Here is a 20,370-nt window from a genome sequence, read left to right as displayed (position 1 = left end):
TCAGGGGAATCTGACTCGTTTCGGAATATTAACCGCTTACGACATTGGGCATTCGCTCTCCCCACGCCATAGGCAGCGTTTTGGCCGCCGGGTAATTGATTTCACTGCTACGGCGGCGGAAATCACTGGGGCTAACGCCGACTCGCTTACGGAATACGCGTGAGAAATAAAGCTGATCGTCATACCCCACCACGCGGCCAATATTGGCGATAGACTCCTGCGTCGTCTGCAACAACAGTTTGGCGCGAATCACGCGCTGATCTTCACGCCAGCGCAGAATATTAATGCCCACCTGCTCACGGAACAGATGCGCCAGCCGCGACGGCGACAGACAAACGTGACGCGCCACTTCGTCAATACGCAGCTCCCCAGCCAGATTGCTGGTAATGAACTGGCAGGCTTCTATCACGCGCGGATCCATGATCTTCTGCGGACTCTGCGGATCTTCCTCCATCGCTCGCAGCAACAAGCGCTCCAGCAAATTCATGCCCAACTCTTCTGAAAAACGCCGCCCGGAACGCTGCGTCTGCTCGATATTGGCAAACAGCCTGTCGAACTCCAGCAGCAATTGGTTATTCGGCAGGCTCATGCGGCCAATGCCGCTGCTTTTAGTATGCCATTCCAGCCAGTCCGCCCAGTAGGCGCGCGGGCGAAAATAGACCCAGCGGTGATACCAGCAGTCGCTGCTCGGCGAACGACCATAAAAATGTTTCGATTTCGGCGGGAACAACAGCAGATCGCCAGGATTACAGAAAAAGGTCTCATCGCCGTCAAAGACCTGACCCTGTCCTTTCATGGTGAGGTTAATGATGTAGCCTTTCATACCATCGGGACGATCGATAAAGAAATCGAGCGGTCCTTCTGCCAGAATCGGCGTCAGGCCTGCCACGAGGTAAGCGTTGAACGAATATCCCGGCAGCAGCGGATTAGGCTGAGATTCATGCGCCATACGGTGATACATCGAGCCTCCGGTACACGCTAATAAGAAAGAAAGCGGCAGGCTCTTACCTGCCGCACAGGCATTTACACCGTTTTCTTCGCCAGCTGTTTGTAGCGGTCGAAGATAACCGCCGCCAGCAGAATCAGACCGCGCACCACATACTGGGCAAATGGAGAGATGTTCAGCAGGTTCATCGCGTTTTCCACCGTCCCCAAAATCAGTACACCAGCCACCACGTAAGAAATTTTACCGATCCCACCTTTCAGCGACACACCACCCAGCACACAGGCAGAAATTACGATCAACTCATACCCGATGGAGGTCATCGGCTGGCCACTGGTCATGCGCGAGGCCAAAATGATCCCCGCAGCGGCTGACACCAGGCCGGACAAAGCGAAAATGATGATCTTGGTACGCACCACTGGTACCCCAGCCAGACGCGCCGCTTCTTCATTGCCCCCAATCGCCAGCGTATTGCGGCCAAATGTGGTTTTGTTCAGCAGCAGCCCAAACAGAATCATGCAGCCGATGGTGATCCAGATTGGCGCGGGCAAACCCAGCCAGTTGGCATAACCCAGTGCGAAGAAGCGCTCATCTTCAATCCCTACCGCTTTACCATCGGAAATGATGTACGCCAGACCACGCGCAATCTGCATCGTCGCCAGCGTGGTGATCAACGCGTTGATCTTCAAACGGGCAATCACAAAACCATTGAGCAAACCGAACGCCACGCCCAGCAGCAGCCCGGCACTGACACCAATCCACAGGCTTTCACTGATATTGATCACCACTGCCGTGGCTACCCCTGCGCAGGCGATGATGGAGGCCACCGACAGGTCAAAATCGCCAGATGCCAGACAGAACAGCATCCCGCAGGCCACCATACCGGACATCGAGATCGCTAACCCCAGCCCTTTCATATTGATAAACGTCGCGAAATTCGGGACGAAAATCGCACAGCCAAGAAACAGCACGGCAAACACCACCAGCATGCCGTAGTTATCCCAAATCCGGGAAAACCCCGAACTGCCGGTCTTCTTTTCTGAGGTTGCAGATGTAACCGTTGACATTATTTTGCTCCTTCGCGGTCAGGCAACCGCAGATTCGATATCGGGGGTTCGTAACATAGCCAGACTGAGCACCTTCTGCTCTGTGGCATCGGCATGCAGCAGCTCGCCGGAGATAGCCCCTTCGCGCATGACGATAATCCGGTCGGCCAGCCCAAGCACTTCTGGTAAATCGCTGGAAGCAAACAGCACCGCGATCCCCTGATTCGCCAGTTCATAGATGACATGATAAATTTCGTGCTTCGCGCCGACGTCAATACCGCGCGTGGGCTCATCGAGCAAAATGACCTTCATCTCTTCGGACAGCCAGCGGCCAAGAATGGCTTTCTGCTGGTTACCGCCGGAAAGATTCATAATCAGCTGTTCATCGGACGGCGTTTTGATATTCAGCGCCGCAATCCGTTTCGAGGCGTTATCCGCTTCCCACTGGTTATTAATAATAAAACCGGCTTTCAGGCTCTTACGCCGCGCACTGATATTGATGTTGTCACGCACCGAGTGGACAGGAATGATACCGTCCGCTTTACGATCTTCTGGGCAGAGCATCACGCCCTGACGAATCGCGTCGATAGGAGAATTCACCACCAGCGGCTTGCCATCCAGCAGCACCTGACCGCCGGTGATTTTGGTCGCGCCAAACAGCCCTTTCATCAGCTCGCTGCGGCCAGCTCCAACCAGACCAAATAGCCCGACAATTTCCCCCTGCTTCACGTTCAGGGAAACGGTAGATTTCACGCCCGGCGCTTTCACGTCTTTCAGCGTCAAACGTTCTTCACCGTGCGGACGCGGCGCATAGCCATAGATATCCCCCAGGTTACGCCCTACCATCGCCTGAACCAGCGATTCATGGTTTACCTGCTGCATATCGTCAAACGTGCGCACATAGCGGCCATCTTTAAACACGGTAATGGCATCGCTCAGCGCAAAAATTTCTTCCATCCGGTGCGAAACGTACAAAATGACCCGGCCTTCGCTGCGCAATTCCGTAATCACGCGGAACAGTTGCTCGATCTCACGGGCAGACAGCGAACTGGTCGGTTCATCAAAAGCAATAATTTTGGCGTTACGGGCCAGCGCCTTGGCGATTTCCACCATCTGCCATTGCCCGATAGACAGGTATTTCAGCGGGGTATCAGGATCGATATCCAATCCCAGATGCTGTAACTGGAGCTTGGCTTCATAGCGCAGCAGCGAATAATTCACCATGCCGTATTTATGTGGCAGTTGCCCCAGATAGATGTTCTCGGCGACCGTCATTTCCGGCACCAGGTGCAGTTCCTGATAAATGATGGCAACACCCGCATTCAGGGCATCCATCGTGTTAGTAAACTGCACGGGTTTGCCCTGAATATAGATTTCACCCGCTGACGGAGAATAGTTGCCGCTCAGGATCTTTAACAGCGTCGATTTGCCCGCCCCGTTTTCCCCCATCAATGCATGGATCTGGCCGGCATGGCAGGCAAAACTGATATCCGAAAGTGCCTTAACACCGGGAAATTCTTTGCCAATCCCATGAAACGACAAATAGGGTGACTGTGCTGTCATGTCTGTTTCCTCATAACGATGCAGGTAGAGCGCGGATAACTTCGATCAGGATAACGTCGACCAGCGTATGCCGATCGGCGTTATCCGCGTCTTTACGAAATCAGGCGTGATTACATCAGGCCTTTTTTCTCCAGTTCGACCTTAAAGTTGTCACGAGTGATCAGCACCACATCGGTTACTTCGGTAAATTTCTCGGGCTCTACGCCTTTGGTGACCCAGTCATTCAGCATCTGGATACTCTTGTAGCCGTGAATATCCGGGCTTGGCAGCAGTGAACCAAAGAAGCCTGTCGCCTGACCTTTGGACAGCTCGCTGACCGCATCCACGCCGTTGATACCGATACCAATCACGTTTTCCGCTTTAAAGCCCTGACCTTCCGTCGCACGCACGCCGCCCAGCACGGTATTGTCGTTCATACCGATAATCAGCCAGTTTTTCACACCGGGGTGCTGCACCAGCATGGAGTTAGCGGCATCAAACGCACCGGGGATATCGTTAGATTTGGTCGGCACCTGATAGATCTGTTTTTCCGGGAAGCCTGCGGCCTTCAGCGCATCCATAGAACCCGAGGTACGGCGACGCGCGGTGTCCAGTTCGTTCGCGGTAATCGCCATCACGGCCGTTTCGTCCACTTTCCAGCCGCGTTTGTTCATTTCTTTATACAGTTCCTGCCCCTGACGCTCACCGATCTTGGTAGCGGCCATCATCACCAGCGGTACGGTATCCATCGGCTGGCCTTTGGCATTCACAAACTGATCGTCAACCGCGATCACTTTCAGATCGTAGCTGCGCGCTTTCGCCATAATGGCAGGCCCTAATTTCGGATCGGGCGTACAGATAACGAAACCTTTTGCTCCACTGGCCGCCAGGCTGTCAATCGCGTTCAGGGTCTTTTCCCCATCGGGAACCGCAATTTTTATCACGTCAAAACCGAGATCTTTTCCTGCTTTATCCGCGAATTTCCATTCGGTCTGGAACCAGGGTTCTTCCGGTTGTTTAACCAGAAATCCCAGCTTTAAGTTCTCTGCCATAGCTGATTGTGACATAACCGCAGCCAACCCGATTGCTGCCAGCGCCTTAGTGAATTTATGCATGATGTTCTCCGGTGTAATTATCTTTTCGTTCGCCAGCAACGCCGAAACGCGTTCACGTTGTGGGTAAGGTATTTCCGGTCTGGATAAAGGAAAAACACAGACTTAGCGCAATCCTTTACTCAGTAGCATTCAGACGCTTTATGTTTTAGTCGTTATTTTCGGTCCGAATATAGAGCTTTATCACATCCCGGAACAATGGCAGGTTTGTACATACATTTAGCGATTTTAACCAATCATTAACCTTTGACGGGCTTCACAAAATGGCTGCTGGCGACAGAAAAATACATACTTCCAGCTAACCGCTCCTAACCGCCTCTTCGTCTCCCTGCCTATCGTAAACACCAACGATCTGGGATTAATGAGGAGCAAAGCATGAGTGCGGGCGCTATTACGATTGGCCTCGACTTCGGCAGTGATTCGGTACGCGCCTTAGCCGTTGACTGCCAAAGCGGGCAAGAGCTGGAAACAGAAGTGGTCTACTACCCCCGCTGGCGCGAGGGTAAATATTGTCAGCCTGCCAACAACCAGTTCCGACACCATCCACTGGACTATATCGAATCGCTGGAACAGGCGATTAAGGTGGTGGTTTCCCGCCTGACGAACGAACAGCGACAACACATCATCGGCATCGGCGTGGATTCGACCGGATCCACCCCCGCACCGATTGATGAACACGGTCAGATCCTCGCGCTGCGCCCCGAATTTGCTGATAACCCCAATGCGATGTTTGTGCTGTGGAAAGACCACACGGCAATAGAAGAAGCGGAAGCGATTAATACGCTGTGCCGGAGCGGCCAATTTCCGGATTACACCCGTTATATCGGTGGCGTTTACTCGTCCGAATGGTTCTGGGCCAAAATCCTGCATGTCTCGCGTGAAGATGCCGCCGTGCGTCAGGCTGCGGTCTCCTGGATAGAACTGTGCGACTGGGTGCCCGCCCTGCTTTCCGGTACGCAGGCGCCTGCCGATATCCGCCGTGGTCGATGCAGTGCCGGACATAAATCACTCTGGCACCCAAGCTGGGGTGGACTGCCGCCAAAAGACTTCCTACACGCACTCGATCCCTGCCTGACCGAGACATTACAGTACCCGCTGTTTACCGATACCTGGACCGCCGAACAGCCGGTCGGCACGATTACCGCCGAATGGGCGCAGCGGCTCGGCATTCCCGAGACGGTTATTCTGGCGGGCGGTGCATTTGACTGCCACGTCGGCACCGTCGGCGCAGGCGCACAGCCGTATACGCTGGTTAAAGTGATTGGTACGTCTACCTGCGACATTCTGATTGCCGACGACGCACGTATTGCCGATCGCACCATCGCTGGTATTTGTGGACAGGTCGACGGCAGCGTCATCCCTGGCTATATCGGTCTCGAAGCCGGACAGTCCGCCTTCGGCGATATGTACGCCTGGTTTGGGCGACTGCTGGGCTGGTCGTTACAGGAAGCGGCAAAAGACTATGCCGAACAAGGTCATCCCGAACTCAAAACGTCATTAGAGGCGATGGAAGCCAAGCTGCTGGAGCGGCTTACCCGTTGTTGGGCGGAAAATCCCACGCTGGATCACTTGCCTGTCGTGCTGGACTGGTTTAACGGCCGTAGAACGCCGTTCGCCAATCAGCGCCTAAAAGGCGTGATTACCGATCTCAATCTGGGGACCGACGCCCCCACGCTGTTCGGCGGCTTTATTGCGGCGACCGCCTTTGGGGCTCGCGCGATTATGGAATGCTTTGAAGATCAGGGTGTCCCCGTCGAGAACGTGCTGGCTCTGGGCGGCATCGCGCGGAAATCTCCCGTCATCATGCAAGTCTGTACCGACGTGATGAATCGTCCTTTGCAGATCGTCGCTTCCGATCAGTGCTGTGCGCTCGGCGCGGCAATCTTTGCCGCCGTCGCTGCCGGCGTTCACGGCGATATCCCAACAGCACAGCAGCATATGGCCAGCGGCATCGAACGCACTTTAATGCCGGACAGCCAGCGCGTTGCCCGTTATCAGCAGCTTTATGCGCGCTATCAGCAGTGGTGTCGCCTCGCGGAACCGGCCTATAGCCCAACGTCTACGGCAAAAAACTAATTTTATCCCTCTGGGGATCACGTTACAGGAGTCATCATGGATCATTTTAAGCAGCTTGAAGTCTGGTTCGTCATCGGTAGCCAGCACCTCTACGGGCCGGAAACGTTGCGTCAGGTAAAAGAGAACGCGGAAAAGGTCGTCGCCGGGTTGAATCAACAGGCGAACCTGCCGGTTAAGCTGGTGCTGAAACCGCTGGTGAAAACACCGGACGAAATTCTGGCGCTGTGTCGCGATGCCAACTATCAGGATAACTGTATCGGCCTGCTGACCTGGCTGCATACGTTCTCTCCAGCCAAAATGTGGATTGGTGGCCTGAGCATACTCAGTAAACCACTGCTGCAATTCCACACCCAGTTCAATGCCGAAGTGCCGTGGGATACCATGGACATGGATTTTATGAACCTGAACCAGACCGCGCACGGCGGACGCGAATTTGGCTTTATCGGCGCCCGGATGCGGCAGGCGCATCAGGTGGTCGTCGGCCACTGGCAGGATAAAAACGCCCATACCCGTATCGGGAAATGGATGCGGGTAGCAGCCGCCATTCAGGAAAGTAAACAGCTGAAGGTCGCGCGCTTTGGCGACAACATGCGTGAAGTCGCCGTCACCGAAGGCGATAAAGTCGGCGCGCAGATCCAGTTCGGTTATTCCGTCAGCGCCTGGGGACTGGGTGATTTAACTGCCGTGGTTGATGCCGTATCCAAAGGCGATATCAATGCGCTGGTCGACGAATACGAAGCCAGCTACCAGTTAACGGATGCGGTGAAACTCAACGGCGCTAACCGCCAGAACCTGCTGGATGCAGCGCAGATCGAACTCGGGATGAAACGCTTTCTGGAACAAGGCGGCTACCATGCGTTCACTACCGATTTTGAAAACCTGTATGGTCTGAAACAGCTGCCGGGGCTGGCGGTACAGCGTCTGATGCAACAGGGCTATGGTTTCGGTGGCGAAGGCGACTGGAAAACCGCCGCGCTACTGCGCATCATGAAAGTGATGGCCGGCGGTTTGTCGGGCGGAACGTCCTTCATGGAGGATTACACCTATAACTTCCAGAACGGTAACGATCTGGTCGTTGGCTCCCACATGCTGGAAGTCTGCCCCACCATTGCGAAAGAACAGAAACCGATTCTGGATGCGCAATACCTTGGTATTGGAGGAAAAGCCGACCCTGCTCGCTTGATTTTCTCCACACCAGCCGGGCCGTCACTGAATGCCAGTGTGATCGACATGGGCGACCGTTTCAGAATGCTGGTTAATCTGGTCGATACGATCGAACAGCCGCACCCATTGCCGAAATTGCCGGTTGCCCGTGCCATCTGGAAAGCGCAGCCGTCGCTGGACGTGGCGGCCGAAGCCTGGATTCTGGCTGGCGGTGCGCACCACACTGTCTTTAGTCAGGCGTTAGATCTCGAACACATGCGGCTCTACGCCGAGATGCAGAACATTGAACTGTTGGTCATCGACAACGAAACCCGACTCCACGAATTCAAAGATGCGCTGCGCTGGAATGAGGTGTACTACAAGCTGTGTAGTCGCTAGAAGCATCGTTAGAAGCAAACATCAGGGGCAGATTCCCACATAATCTGCCCCTTTATAGGCATTCACCCTTCCCACGCGCTATTTAGCGCGTCGACTTAGCATTCGGCATCTTTTCGTGTCAATTCATTATTTTTCATTTTCATTTGTTTGTTGTTGAAAAATAAGCGTACTTTATTACATCGCCCTCTAGACAGGCTTTATCGCTTGCATATACTTAGTCATCTCAATCACATAACTATTAGACCAATCACCATGACCGTTCATGACTATTTGCTTAAATTCAGAAAAGTCAGCTCAACAGAAAGTCTGGAAAAACTCTTTGATCACCTCAATTACTCTCTGACAGACAGTCAGGAAATCATCAACATGTATCGTGCCGCGGATCATCGGCGGGCTGAACTGGTGTCTGGCGGGCGCTTATTCGATATCGGCTGCGTGCCAAAATCCGTCTGGCATCACGTCCTGTAGTGATAAATAGTTATCAGCGATAAAAAGAATAATTATGCAATAATTTCCATCCGGGCAATGGCTCAGAACGTACTTTGCGTGACTGTCTGACAGCCCGGCGTTTCTCTTATTCAGAACAACTAACCTTTCGCCCCTTGCTGGGGTCGTCGATAACCCTACTTTGGGTATGTTGTCGAAAACCCGACAATGCCTGATAATAGTCCGGTTTTGTTTTGTAGGCACCGTAATGACCGAATACGCATTGCTCTTTGTTAGCATCCTTCTGGTAAATAATTTCGTCTTAGTGAAGTTTCTTGGGCTGTGCCCCTTTATGGGCGTGTCCAAAAAGCTGGAGACGGCGATTGGCATGGGAATGGCGACCACGTTCGTGATGACGCTGGGCTCCATGTTTTCCTGGCTGATCAACGAGTTTATTCTCGTTCCGCTCGATATTCTCTATCTACGCACCATGGCGTTTATTCTGGTGCTCGCCGTTGTGGTGCAGTTCTCCGAAATGTTCGTACGCAAAGTCAGCCCGGAGCTGTACCGCCTGCTGGGGATTTTTCTGCCGCTGATTACCACCAACTGTGCGGTGCTTGGTGTCGTCCTGCTTAACATCAATCTATCGCACGGTTTCCTGCAATCGACGATTTATGGCTTCGGCGGTGCTGCAGGCTTCTCGCTGGTGATGGTGCTTTTCGCCGCTATTCGCGAACGCCTCGCCGTGTCGGATATTCCCGCACCGTTCCGGGGTTCTTCTATCGCGCTAATCACCGCAGGCCTCATGTCGTTGGCGTTTATGGGCTTTACCGGACTGGTGAAATTCTGATGAGCGCTATCTGGATTGCCATTGCGGCATTAAGCGCACTCGCGCTGGCATTCGGTCTGGTGCTCGGCTACGCCTCCCGTCGGTTTGAAGTCGAAAATGATCCGATCGTAGAAGAAGTGGAAGCGATGCTGCCACAAAGCCAGTGCGGCCAGTGTGGCTATCCTGGCTGCCGACCTTACGCCGAAGCCGTCGCGCTGAATGGGGAAAATATTAATAAGTGCGGCCCCGGCGGCGAAGCGATGATGTTGAAGCTGGCTGAAAAACTTAACGTCGAACCGCAGCCGCTGGAAGGCGATGCCGATGTGCAAGCACCTGCGCGTCAGGTTGCCTGGATCGACGAAAACAACTGCATCGGTTGTACCAAGTGCATTCAGGCCTGCCCGGTTGATGCCATCATCGGCAGTACCAAAGCGGTACACACCGTCGTGAGCGATTTATGTACTGGCTGCGATCTCTGCGTCGCCCCTTGCCCGACGGACTGTATCGAGTTACGTCCTATCGCTCCGACTCCCGCTAACTGGAAATGGGATCTTGATACGATTCCAGTACGCGTTATTCAAGTAGAACGACATGCTTAAGCTGTTTTCCGCCTTTAAAAAAGACAGGATTTGGGATTTCGACGGCGGCATTCATCCGCCGGAAATGAAGACGCAGTCCAGCCGGACGCCACTGCGCCAAATTCCTCTGCCAGAACAGTTCATTATTCCACTCAAGCAGCATCTTGGGCCGGAAGGAGAGATCTGCGTCAGCGTCGGCGATAAAGTGCTGCGCGGCCAACCGCTCACCCGAGGCAGAGGCCGCACCTTGCCCGTTCACGCACCGACGTCGGGAACGGTGAACGCAATCCGTCAGCACACGACGGCACATCCTTCTGGTTTGTCCGAACTCAGCATCATTATCGTGCCGGATGGTGAAGATCGCTGGTGCGATCGCCAGACTTTGGCGGATTATCAAACACAGAGCACCGACACCCTGCTTGCCCACTTGCATCAGGCGGGTATTGCAGGACTGGGCGGCGCAGGGTTCCCTACCGCCGCCAAGTTACAGGGTGGGATGCGTGGGATTGAAACCCTGATCATCAACGGCGCAGAATGTGAACCCTATATCACCGCCGACGATCGACTCATGCAGGAGTGCGCCGACGAGATAATTCAGGGCGTCGAGATTCTGTCATTCCTGTTGCAACCGAAACGTATTCTGTTCGGGATCGAAGATAACAAACCAGAAGCCATCAGCGCCCTGCGGCTGGCATTGGGTAAACGCAGCGATATGCAGTTGCGCGTCATCCCCACCAAGTATCCATCAGGCGGCGCCAAGCAGCTCACCAAGATTCTGACGGGCAAAGAAGTCCCGTTCGGGAAACACTCCGCCGCGATTGGCGTGCTAATGCAGAACGTCGGTACGGCCTTCGCCATCAAACGTGCGGTGATCGACGGCGAGCCGCTCACCGAACGCGTGGTGACACTCACTGGTGAAGCCTTACGCCAACCCGGTAATGTGTGGGCGCGGCTGGGGACTCCCGTACGTCACCTGCTTAAACAGGGCGGCTTCCATGTCAATAAGCAGCCGATGGTAGTGATGGGTGGTCCGCTGATGGGCTTTACCCTGCCGTCGCTGGATGTGCCGATCGTCAAAATCAGCAACTGCCTGCTTGCACCGTCACATACGGAAATGGAGCCCGTTGCCGAAGAGCAGTCCTGTATTCGCTGTAGCCAATGTGCCGATGCCTGTCCGGCAGGCCTTTTGCCACAGCAGCTTTACTGGTTCAGCCGCGGGCAGGAACACGAAAAAGCGCGCAATCACCATCTGTTTGACTGCATCGAATGCGGTGCCTGCGCTTACGTCTGCCCCAGCAACATCCCACTGGTTCAGTATTACCGTCAGGAAAAAGCCGAAATTCGGGCAATTGACGAAGACGCACAGCGTGCCGCGCAGGCTAAAGTGCGCTTTGATGCTAAACAGGCGCGTCTGGAACGGGAAAAAGCCGCGCGCGAACTGCGCCATAAACAGGCAGCGGCTGGCGTATCCACTAGCGATAAAGATGCCGTCCAGGCAGCGCTGGAACGCGTGCGTCGCAAGCAAAGCGCCACAACAGAGATTGGGGCACCAATCGCGGTTATGCCTGATGCGCAGCCGGATAACAGCGCTGCCATCGCCGCACGCGCGGCACGGAAGGCATTAGTTCGTGAAGAGCGAGCGCGTGAAAACCAGGCGCAACAGGAAACACCAACGGTCGACGTGCCTTCCACCGAGCTGGATGATCCTCGCAAAGCGGCAGTCGCCGCCGCTCTTGCACGCGTTAAAGCGCGTAAGGCTGCACAGCAGACGGCGACAAACGCAGAAGCTCCCGTTTCATCGGTTACCTCTGACGTAGTTGCAGAACCTGTCGCGGCCGCTGAAACACAAGAGCCGGACGATCCACGCAAGGCTGCTGTTGCCGCCGCCATCGCTCGCGTTAAAGCCCGTAAGGCTGCCCAGCAGACGGCGACAAACGCAGAAGCTCCCGTTTCATCGGTTGCCCCTGACGTAGTTGCAGAACCTGTCGCGGTCGTTGAGACACAAGAGCCGGCAGATCCGCGCAAGGCTGCTGTTGCTGCCGCTATCGCTCGCGTTAAAGCCCGTAAGGCTGCCCAGCAGACGGCGACAAACGTCGAGGGATCCGTTTCATCGGTTGCCTCTGACATAGTTGCAGAACCTGTTGCGGTTGTTGAAACACAAGAGCCGGAAGATCCCCGCAAGGCTGCTGTTGCTGCCGCTATAGCTCGCGTTAAAGCCCGTAAAGCCGCGCAGGCATCGTCACATCAAGAGGAATAAATGGCTTTTAGAATTGCGAGTTCACCGTTTACACATAACCAACAGCGCACACAGCGCATCATGCTGTTGGTGATTCTGGCCTGTCTGCCCGGCATGCTGGCACAGGTCTATTTCTTTGGTTACGGCAACCTGATTCAGGTCGGGCTAGCGTCAGCCACGGCACTCATCGCAGAAGGCGTGACACTGTCACTCAGAAAGTTTGCCGTACGTACGACGCTGGCGGATAATTCTGCACTATTGACTGCCGTGCTGCTCGGCATCAGCCTGCCGCCGCTTGCCCCCTGGTGGATGGTGGTCATGGCAACCGTCTTCGCTATCATTATCGCCAAACAGCTGTATGGCGGCTTAGGGCAAAACCCCTTTAATCCCGCGATGATTGGCTATGTGGTGCTACTGATCTCTTTCCCGGTGCAGATGACAAGCTGGCTGCCACCTGTGCCACTGCAAACCATCCCCGTCGGTTTCCATGATGCGTTAGTCATTATTTTTACCGGACATACGCCTGACGGATACACCATGCAGCAGCTGATGCATAACGTTGACGGCATCAGTCAGGCTACCCCACTGGATACCTTTAAAACCAGCCTGCGATCCGGTCAAACGCCGCAGAGCATTCTGCAACAGCCGATGTTTGCGCAATCGCTGTCTGGCATTGGCTGGCAGTGGGTGAATATCGGTTTTCTCATCGGCGGGCTGTTTTTGCTAATGCGCGGCACCATTCGCTGGCATATTCCGGTCAGTTTCCTGCTGTCACTGATGTTCTGCGCTTCGCTAAGCTGGGTTATCGCACCGGAGAAATTCGCTCCGCCGATGCTGCATTTACTGTCCGGCGCCACCATGCTCGGTGCCTTTTTCATTGCGACCGATCCCGTTACCGCCTCGACCACAAACCGTGGCCGTCTGATTTTTGGCGCGCTAATTGGATTACTGGTCTGGTTGATTCGAACCTACGGTGGCTATCCGGACGGCGTCGCGTTTGCCGTTTTGCTGGCGAATATTACCGTGCCGCTGATCGACTATTACACCAAGCCGCGCGCTTACGGCCACCGTCGCTGAGGGGACGTTCATGATAACAACAATGCGTCGCCACGCGACAACACTGGCCCTGTTTGCCGCCTTCACTACCGCAGTCACTGCCGTGGTGAACATGCTGACGGAACCCACGATCTCGCATCAGGCAATGTTGCAGCAAAAGATGCTGTTGGATCAGGTAGTTCCGGCAGAGCTATACAACAGTGACATGCAAAAAGAGTGTTACGTTGTCACTAACCCAGCATTAGGATCGTCAGCGCCGCACCGCGTGTTCATCGCCCGTCAGGACGGTGAACCTGTTGCAGCAGCACTAGAAAGTACCGCGCCAGATGGCTATTCTGGTGCTATTCGGCTGCTGGTTGGCGCCGATTTTCATGGCAAGGTACTCGGCGTTCGTGTGACCGAGCATCATGAAACGCCGGGGCTGGGTGATAAAATCGAAATACGCATCTCTGACTGGATCACCCGATTCAGCGGACAAACGGTACAGAGCGAGCAAGATGCCCGCTGGGCAGTGAAGAAAGAAGGCGGAATGTTTGATCAATTTACCGGGGCCACGATTACGCCACGCGCCGTCATTAATAGCGTAAAACGCAGCGCGCTTTACCTGCAAACGCTGCCGTCACAAATCAACACGCTATCCGCCTGTGGAGAGAACCAATGAGTCAGACCAAAGCGCTTTTTATTGAAGGGTTATGGAAGAACAACTCGGCACTGGTTCAATTGCTGGGTCTTTGCCCCCTGCTCGCCGTGTCATCCACCGCAACGAACGCGTTGGGGCTCGGACTGGCAACCACGCTGGTACTCACCTGTACCAATATGGCCGTCTCTGCGCTACGCTGCTGGGTGCCAGCGGAAATTCGTATTCCTATTTACGTCATGATCATCGCCTCGGTGGTCAGCACCGTGCAGATGTTGATCAACGCCTATGCCTACGGCTTATATCAGTCGCTGGGGATCTTTATTCCTCTGATTGTGACGAACTGTATCGTTATCGGTCGCGCCGAAGCCTTCGCGTCCAAGAATGCCGTCTTCCCTTCGGCTATTGACGGCCTGGCGATGGGGCTGGGAGCCACCAGCGCGCTGGTAGTGCTCGGTTCTTTACGTGAAATTCTGGGTAACGGCACGCTGTTCGACGGCGCGGATTTGCTGTTGGGTAGTTGGGCTAAATCTCTCCGTATCGAGGTTGTACACCTTGACTCCCCGTTCCTGCTGGCGATGCTGCCACCGGGCGCCTTTATTGGTCTGGGACTGTTGCTGGCTGCGAAATATTTGATCGATGAGAAAATGAAACAACGTCGAGCTCGCGCCGCTGCCACCGAAGAGAAAGCCGCTCCGGCAACCGGCACCGTAGGGGAATCGCTGTGAACAAAGCCAAACGGATTGAGATCTTGACGCGTTTACGCGCTAACAATCCTCATCCCACGACTGAATTGCAGTTCAGTACAGCGTTTGAGCTGCTCATCGCCGTTCTGCTTTCCGCGCAGGCAACCGATGTCAGCGTCAACAAGGCAACGGCAAAACTCTACCCTGTCGCGAATACGCCGGAAACCCTGCTCGCACTCGGTGTGGACGGCGTGAAAGACTACATCAAGACCATCGGTCTGTTTAACAGCAAGGCGGAGAACGTCATCAAAACCTGCCGTCTATTGCTGGAAAAGCATCAGGGACAGGTTCCTGAAGATCGCGCGGCACTGGAAGCCTTACCGGGTGTCGGACGGAAAACCGCAAACGTAGTTCTGAATACCGCATTTGGCTGGCCGACCATTGCTGTTGATACCCACATATTTCGTGTCAGCAACCGCACAGGGTTTGCGCCGGGTAAAAACGTTGAGCAGGTAGAGGAAAAACTGCTGAAAGTCGTTCCAGCAGAATTTAAAGTCGACTGCCATCACTGGCTAATTCTGCATGGTCGTTACACCTGCATCGCACGCAAACCACGCTGTGGTTCCTGCCTGATTGAAGATTTGTGCGAATTTGGTGAGAAGATCGACGCCTAATCTCTTGTGGTCTGGTAGAAACCCACTCACCAGACCGCCTTCTCCGTTATTCCTCACTCCGCCTCGTCTTTAGTTATCCTACAGTCAGAATGACCCTGTCATTTCCTCGTTTATTTTCATTATGGACATAACGTTCAGCCGTCCATTTTCACGGGATTTGCACAAAGAATAGTATGAACTACGTTTTGAAGCGGTATACAGGCCTGTATGAATCAGACGGTTCATAGAACCCTGAAATTATGCACAGGCCCCAGCGGAGTGACGCCCGATGAATCGGAAAAAGATTCCGAAACAATGCTAAAACTGTGGTCTGTTATCGTTGACCACGATAATTTTGGATACCCGACAATGAATAATTCAGCACAGCATCACTGCAAGGTTGTGTCAGATCAACAATGGTCATTGAGTACGTTCACGGAATTCTATGAGCGAGTCCTAGGATCCAGACTCTACAAACCCTATGGAGAACTGCTTGTCAACGAGATTCGAAAAGATATTGATACCAGGACGCCGCCCACCCGCATCCTGGAGGTAGCTTGTGGAACAGGCCGAATCACCACTGCAATCTATGAGGGGCTGGCAAAGCCACTAAATATCCAACTCACCGCGACCGATTTGTCGAAGATCGCAATTGACATGGCACAGCGTGTGGTCAGTGATGAGATGAGGCGGGATGTCACCTTCATGGCGGATGTGGACATGGCCGATATGCCTTTTGCAGACAACAGTTTTGACATTATCGTGTGTGGCTTTGGGCTGATGTTCCCGCCGGACAAAGTTCGGATCGCCCGTGAGTTTAAACGGGTGCTACGTTCCGGTGGAAAAATTTACGGCACGGTTTTTCATTACAACGTGTTATTCGATCTGGCGCGGAGTGAATCGCAGAAATATTTTGGTATCCCCTCTGCAATTATGGACGCAGCGCTTAGCCTGAGCGATCACTCCCCTATCACCCAGGCCTTCTCCCTTGAGGGACTGTGTCAGAATACCGATGAGAGCGTCACCCTGTACCCCATGAGTTTTCAGCTTAGTGACGATGATACGCGTGAATTCCTCTTTAATGCCTGCATTCTTCTGGAAGAGTTCAACCAGTGTGACAGCGTCATGCGAGAGCAACATCTGGATACCATGCTCCGCGCTTTTAATGCGCAGGTTCCGGACCGACACTATCAGGTCGAAGCCTGGCTGATACGCGGACAGGTCGATAAAACGGGCAACACATCTGTTAAAAAGGCTCCGGGTCCTGAATTTGCAGCGTTGGCCGCGTTTTATCAACTAACGCCAGAAGCATTCAGGAAGAGAAAGACATTACCGCCCTTGCTGCAAAATTCTCAACCACTACAGCAGTACCTGGCAATGAAGCAGGTATTCTTGTCCGAATATCCCACATACCCTGAAGCCAAGGTTGAGGCGCTTCGTGCACGCAACTTTTCACGTATGGAGTCTCGCAAGGTGACCTATCTGGACCATGTAGGTGGCACGCTGGCACCACTGTGTCTTATTGAAGGGAATTACCAGATGCTCAGGAACACTATCCTGGGCAATCCACACAGTGGTTCCAGGACTTCCGAGGAAATTTATGAGCAGGCCCGTCAGGCGATCTATCACTTTTTCAACTGTTCACCAGATGAGTATGAAATCATCTTCACCGCTAACGCCAGTAGTGCTATCCGCCTTGTGGCGGAATCGTTCCCCTACGAAAATGGAACAGAAGTTCTGCTGACCAAAGATAACCACACCTCTGTCCACAGCATTCGGGAATACGCTAAATCAAAGGGGGCACAGGTAAAATATATTCCCCTGGACCAGGCTCTCCAGATCCCTGACAGTTCAATGCGGCGGGCACTGGATAATTTGTCCCCCAGGCATACCCATCTGCTGGCCTACCCAGCGCAGTCAAACGCCACCGGTATCAGGCACAGCCTGAAGTGGGTTAATGCCGCACAGGAGAAGGGAGCCATGGTTTTGCTGGATGCAGCTGCGTTTGTCCCGCAGTCCAGACTGGATTATTCGCAACACCAGCCAGATTTTATGACTATCTCCTTTTACAAGATGTTTGGTTATCCGACCGGGGCTGGTTGTCTTATTGCCAGGAGATCATCGCTGGATAAACTGGTGCCGCACTCCTTTGCTGGCGGTGCCGTGTGCTACTACTCGGGACCGTGGTCTCCAACGGAGCGACTGCTGTACCGTGATGATGGTCGGCGATTTGAGATCGGTACGCCAAACTATGCCTCCTTCCATGCCATTGCCTTGGGATTTCAGTTTCTCTCCGAGTTGGGACTTGAAGAGGTTGAGAGACGTTCATCTGCTCTTGCGCGATGGCTTGAGCTGAAACTGTCAGAACTTCGGCACAGCACTAAACTCGGTACCCCTCTCTGTCAGGTGTATGGACTGTCGGTGAAAAATAAAGGGGCCACAGTGATGCTAAATTTTTTCGACTGCAATAACGCCATCTTCTCCCACGCCTTGATCAGGCAAGCTTTGGAGAACGTGGGAATCATTGTGCGTAACGGGTGTTTCTGCAATCTGGGCACTGTTCAGCAGGCGACATACACTACTGCCGGAGCGGAACACTGTGAGCTTGATAAGTATGAAAAAATCCTCGACTGCAAAACCTTTGATGACAAGATCCTCAGCAAGGGCCACTGCGGAGCAATACGTGTTTCACTTGGTCTGGGTTCGAACTTCCGCGACGTTTATTGTTTTTATCTGTTTGCGAAGGGGCTTTTGAACACTGAAGCAGAGAGTTTTGAGGTGGCAATGTCCAGTTCGACCTTTCCGGCCTTCATTTCAACATCATTAGAATAATGGCGTAGCACATTAATATTTAATTTAATGGCTATTTAAAGTAACCGCTTAACTGCGGTTACTGTTTCGCTGCTCCCCAAATCCTATGTTGTAGCATATTCTTCTATCAAAAAGCCTGTATAAAAACACACATAACCACTATTTAAGGCTAATAAGTTATTTTTAATAGAAAATTTAGTGATTGAAAGTCACTTAGAGTGATTATCCCTATATTCATCTTATTACGTGCATTTGATCGATTTTTATACTCACTGCATATTTAGTAATATGCAAAAGATTAAACCGCATATTCATTCATAGTTAATGATATTGTCTTGGTTTTAACTAAAAGGCAGATTATATCCCTTCACGGGAAAACAAAAACGTAAAACCGAGATAATAATTTGAAGTGAAAGCAAGATATGAAATTAAACTCTGCATAACATTTGATTTATGGTTTTATCCCGTAACAAAACCCACTTGTAACAAAACATGTCAAAAAGCTTGCCTGTCCGTAAAATAACGTCAATATAACGCCGTTTTTCCTCCCCATAACAATGAAAAGAGGACGCAGTTTCACTGTTTCACTCTTGTTATTTTCTCGTTAAAAAAAACGAGATATGTAAAATCAGAGGTCTTTGTGTCAACAGCAAACAACAACAGCGAATCTACCGAAAGCGTCAGCATGAACGCTTTCAAACAACCAAAAGCGTTTTATCTCATCTTTAGCATTGAGCTGTGGGAGCGTTTTGGTTACTACGGCCTGCAAGGCATCATGGCCGTTTATCTGGTCAAAATGCTGGGCATGTCCGAAACCGACTCCATCACCCTTTTCTCCTCGTTCAGCGCGCTGGTATACGGTTTCGTCGCTATTGGCGGCTGGCTGGGTGATAAGGTCCTCGGCACCAAACGTGTGATCGTGCTGGGTGCTATCGTGCTGGCGATCGGTTACACCATGATTGCCTATTCAGGCCACAGCGTGGCGTGGGTTTATATCGGTATGGCAACCATTGCCGTCGGTAACGGATTGTTTAAAGCCAACCCGTCAGCCCTGCTGTCTACCTGCTATGCGAAGGACGATCCACGTCTGGATGGCGCCTTCACCATGTACTACATGGCGGTGAACATTGGTTCCTTCTTCTCTATGCTGGCAACGCCGGTGCTTGCAGCGAACTATGGCTGGAGCGTTGCCTTCTCCCTGAGCGTAGTCGGTATGATTCTGACGCTGGTTAACTTCATGTTCTGCCGTAAGTGGGTTAGCACACAAGGTTCTCAGCCAGATTTCCAACCAATCAACCTGAAAAAATTGGTCATTACCCTCGCGGGTATCGTGGTGCTGGTCGCGCTCTCCACCTGGCTGCTGCACAATCAGGGCGTTGCCCGTTGGATTCTGACCATCATTTCACTGGCCGTTGTCGCCATCTTCATCAAAGAAATGCTGGCGGTGAGCGGTGCTGAACGCCGGAAAATGATCGTTGCGCTTCTGCTCATGCTGGAGGCCGTGGTCTTCTTTGTGTTGTACAACCAGATGCCAACATCGCTGAACTTCTTTGCGATTCGCAACGTTGAGCACTCTATTTTAGGTTTTGCCTTTGAGCCGGAGCAGTATCAGGCACTCAACCCATTCTGGATCATGGTTGCCAGCCCGCTTCTGGCTGCGGTTTACAACAAAATGGGCGACCAACTGCCGATGGCGCACAAGTTTGCGATTGGTATGGTGCTGTGCTCCGGCGCGTTCCTGGTACTGCCGTGGGGCGCCAGCATGGCAAACGAACAGGGTATCGTGTCCGTTAACTGGCTGATCCTCTGCTATGGCCTGCAAAGTATCGGGGAATTAATGATTTCCGGTCTGGGGCTGGCGATGGTCGCTCAATTGGTGCCACAGCGCCTGATGGGCTTCATCATGGGTGCCTGGTTCCTGACATCAGCGGGTGCCGCCATTATCGCAGGCTACGTCGCTAACATGATGGCCGTGCCTGAGAACGTCGTAGACCCGCACGTATCCCTTGAGGTTTACAGCAATGTCTTCATGCAGATTGGTATCGTTACGGGCATCATCGCCGTTCTAATGCTGCTGACCGCGCCAAAACTGACGCGCATGACGCAAGATGTCGCTACCGACGTTCCTGCGGACGCCGCCACTACGACAGCATCCGCCTGATAACCAGCCTGAGCACCTCACGCCAATGAACGTGTG

General features: G+C 53.1%; 16 protein-coding genes. 12 read left to right on the top strand and 4 right to left on the bottom strand.

What is annotated here, in order from left to right; genetic code table 11:
• Positions 1 to 28 precede the first annotated feature (28 nt).
• From araC to I2D83_RS11015, 4 genes are all read right to left on the bottom strand, one after another.
• Positions 29 to 961, bottom strand: a complete 933-nt coding sequence (gene araC, locus I2D83_RS11030) for an arabinose operon transcriptional regulator AraC (RefSeq protein ID WP_015840266.1) — start codon at positions 959 to 961, stop codon at positions 29 to 31.
• Positions 962 to 1,023: 62 nt separating this feature from the next.
• Complete coding sequence (araH, locus tag I2D83_RS11025) at positions 1,024 to 2,010, bottom strand: L-arabinose ABC transporter permease AraH (RefSeq protein WP_205948092.1); 987 nt, start codon at positions 2,008 to 2,010, stop codon at positions 1,024 to 1,026.
• An 18-nt stretch (positions 2,011 to 2,028) separates the two neighbouring features.
• Positions 2,029 to 3,552: an L-arabinose ABC transporter ATP-binding protein AraG gene (gene araG, locus I2D83_RS11020; RefSeq protein ID WP_205948091.1), complete on the bottom strand. Its 1,524-nt coding sequence runs from the start codon at positions 3,550 to 3,552 to the stop codon at positions 2,029 to 2,031.
• A 110-nt stretch (positions 3,553 to 3,662) separates the two neighbouring features.
• Entirely contained in the window at positions 3,663 to 4,646 is a 984-nt protein-coding gene (locus tag I2D83_RS11015; protein WP_015840263.1) for an arabinose ABC transporter substrate-binding protein, read from the bottom strand.
• A 372-nt stretch (positions 4,647 to 5,018) separates the two neighbouring features.
• Here I2D83_RS11015 and I2D83_RS11010 point away from each other — a divergent pair, with 372 nt between their 5' ends.
• From I2D83_RS11010 to dtpA, 12 genes are all read left to right on the top strand, one after another.
• Positions 5,019 to 6,719, top strand: a complete 1,701-nt coding sequence (locus I2D83_RS11010; protein WP_205948090.1) for a ribulokinase — start codon at positions 5,019 to 5,021, stop codon at positions 6,717 to 6,719.
• Positions 6,720 to 6,755: 36 nt separating this feature from the next.
• The gene (gene araA, locus I2D83_RS11005; protein ID WP_181846746.1) at positions 6,756 to 8,261 is read left to right on the top strand and encodes an L-arabinose isomerase; all 1,506 of its coding nucleotides are present in this window, start codon (positions 6,756 to 6,758) and stop codon (positions 8,259 to 8,261) included.
• A gap of 252 nt (positions 8,262 to 8,513) precedes the next feature.
• Positions 8,514 to 8,729 carry a transcription modulator YdgT gene (ydgT, locus tag I2D83_RS11000; protein ID WP_129707925.1) on the top strand — a complete coding sequence of 72 codons (216 nt, stop codon included), beginning with the start codon at positions 8,514 to 8,516 and terminating at the stop codon, positions 8,727 to 8,729.
• Between the two features lie 226 nt (positions 8,730 to 8,955).
• Entirely contained in the window at positions 8,956 to 9,537 is a 582-nt protein-coding gene (gene rsxA, locus I2D83_RS10995; protein ID WP_011093834.1) for an electron transport complex subunit RsxA, read from the top strand.
• Positions 9,537 to 10,115, top strand: a complete 579-nt coding sequence (gene rsxB / locus I2D83_RS10990) for an electron transport complex subunit RsxB (RefSeq protein ID WP_181844986.1) — start codon at positions 9,537 to 9,539, stop codon at positions 10,113 to 10,115. Before rsxA ends, rsxB begins: the two co-directional genes overlap by 1 nt.
• Entirely contained in the window at positions 10,108 to 12,351 is a 2,244-nt protein-coding gene (gene rsxC / locus I2D83_RS10985) for an electron transport complex subunit RsxC (protein ID WP_205948089.1), read from the top strand. Before rsxB ends, rsxC begins: the two co-directional genes overlap by 8 nt.
• On the top strand, positions 12,352 to 13,407 hold the full coding sequence (gene rsxD, locus I2D83_RS10980; RefSeq protein WP_015840256.1) for an electron transport complex subunit RsxD: 1,056 nt from the start codon (positions 12,352 to 12,354) through the stop codon (positions 13,405 to 13,407).
• Between the two features lie 10 nt (positions 13,408 to 13,417).
• Positions 13,418 to 14,047: an electron transport complex subunit RsxG gene (rsxG, locus tag I2D83_RS10975; protein WP_205948088.1), complete on the top strand. Its 630-nt coding sequence runs from the start codon at positions 13,418 to 13,420 to the stop codon at positions 14,045 to 14,047.
• Positions 14,044 to 14,751, top strand: coding sequence for an electron transport complex subunit E (locus I2D83_RS10970; protein ID WP_205948087.1), 708 nt, complete (start codon positions 14,044 to 14,046; stop codon positions 14,749 to 14,751). The genes rsxG and I2D83_RS10970 overlap by 4 nt, the downstream gene beginning before the upstream one ends.
• Positions 14,748 to 15,383, top strand: a complete 636-nt coding sequence (gene nth, locus I2D83_RS10965; RefSeq protein WP_205948086.1) for an endonuclease III — start codon at positions 14,748 to 14,750, stop codon at positions 15,381 to 15,383. The genes I2D83_RS10970 and nth overlap by 4 nt, the downstream gene beginning before the upstream one ends.
• A gap of 348 nt (positions 15,384 to 15,731) precedes the next feature.
• Complete coding sequence (locus I2D83_RS10960) at positions 15,732 to 18,194, top strand: aminotransferase class V-fold PLP-dependent enzyme (protein ID WP_241007298.1); 2,463 nt, start codon at positions 15,732 to 15,734, stop codon at positions 18,192 to 18,194.
• Positions 18,195 to 18,813: 619 nt separating this feature from the next.
• The gene (gene dtpA, locus I2D83_RS10955; protein ID WP_180776822.1) at positions 18,814 to 20,334 is read left to right on the top strand and encodes a dipeptide/tripeptide permease DtpA; all 1,521 of its coding nucleotides are present in this window, start codon (positions 18,814 to 18,816) and stop codon (positions 20,332 to 20,334) included.
• The last annotated feature ends 36 nt before the right edge of the window (positions 20,335 to 20,370 follow it).

The sequence above is a fragment of the Pectobacterium aroidearum genome, from assembly GCF_015689195.1.
GTDB lineage: Bacteria > Pseudomonadota > Gammaproteobacteria > Enterobacterales > Enterobacteriaceae > Pectobacterium > Pectobacterium aroidearum.
The sequence above is the reverse complement of the archived record's forward strand: the minus strand, read 5'-3'. Positions and strand labels throughout refer to the sequence as shown.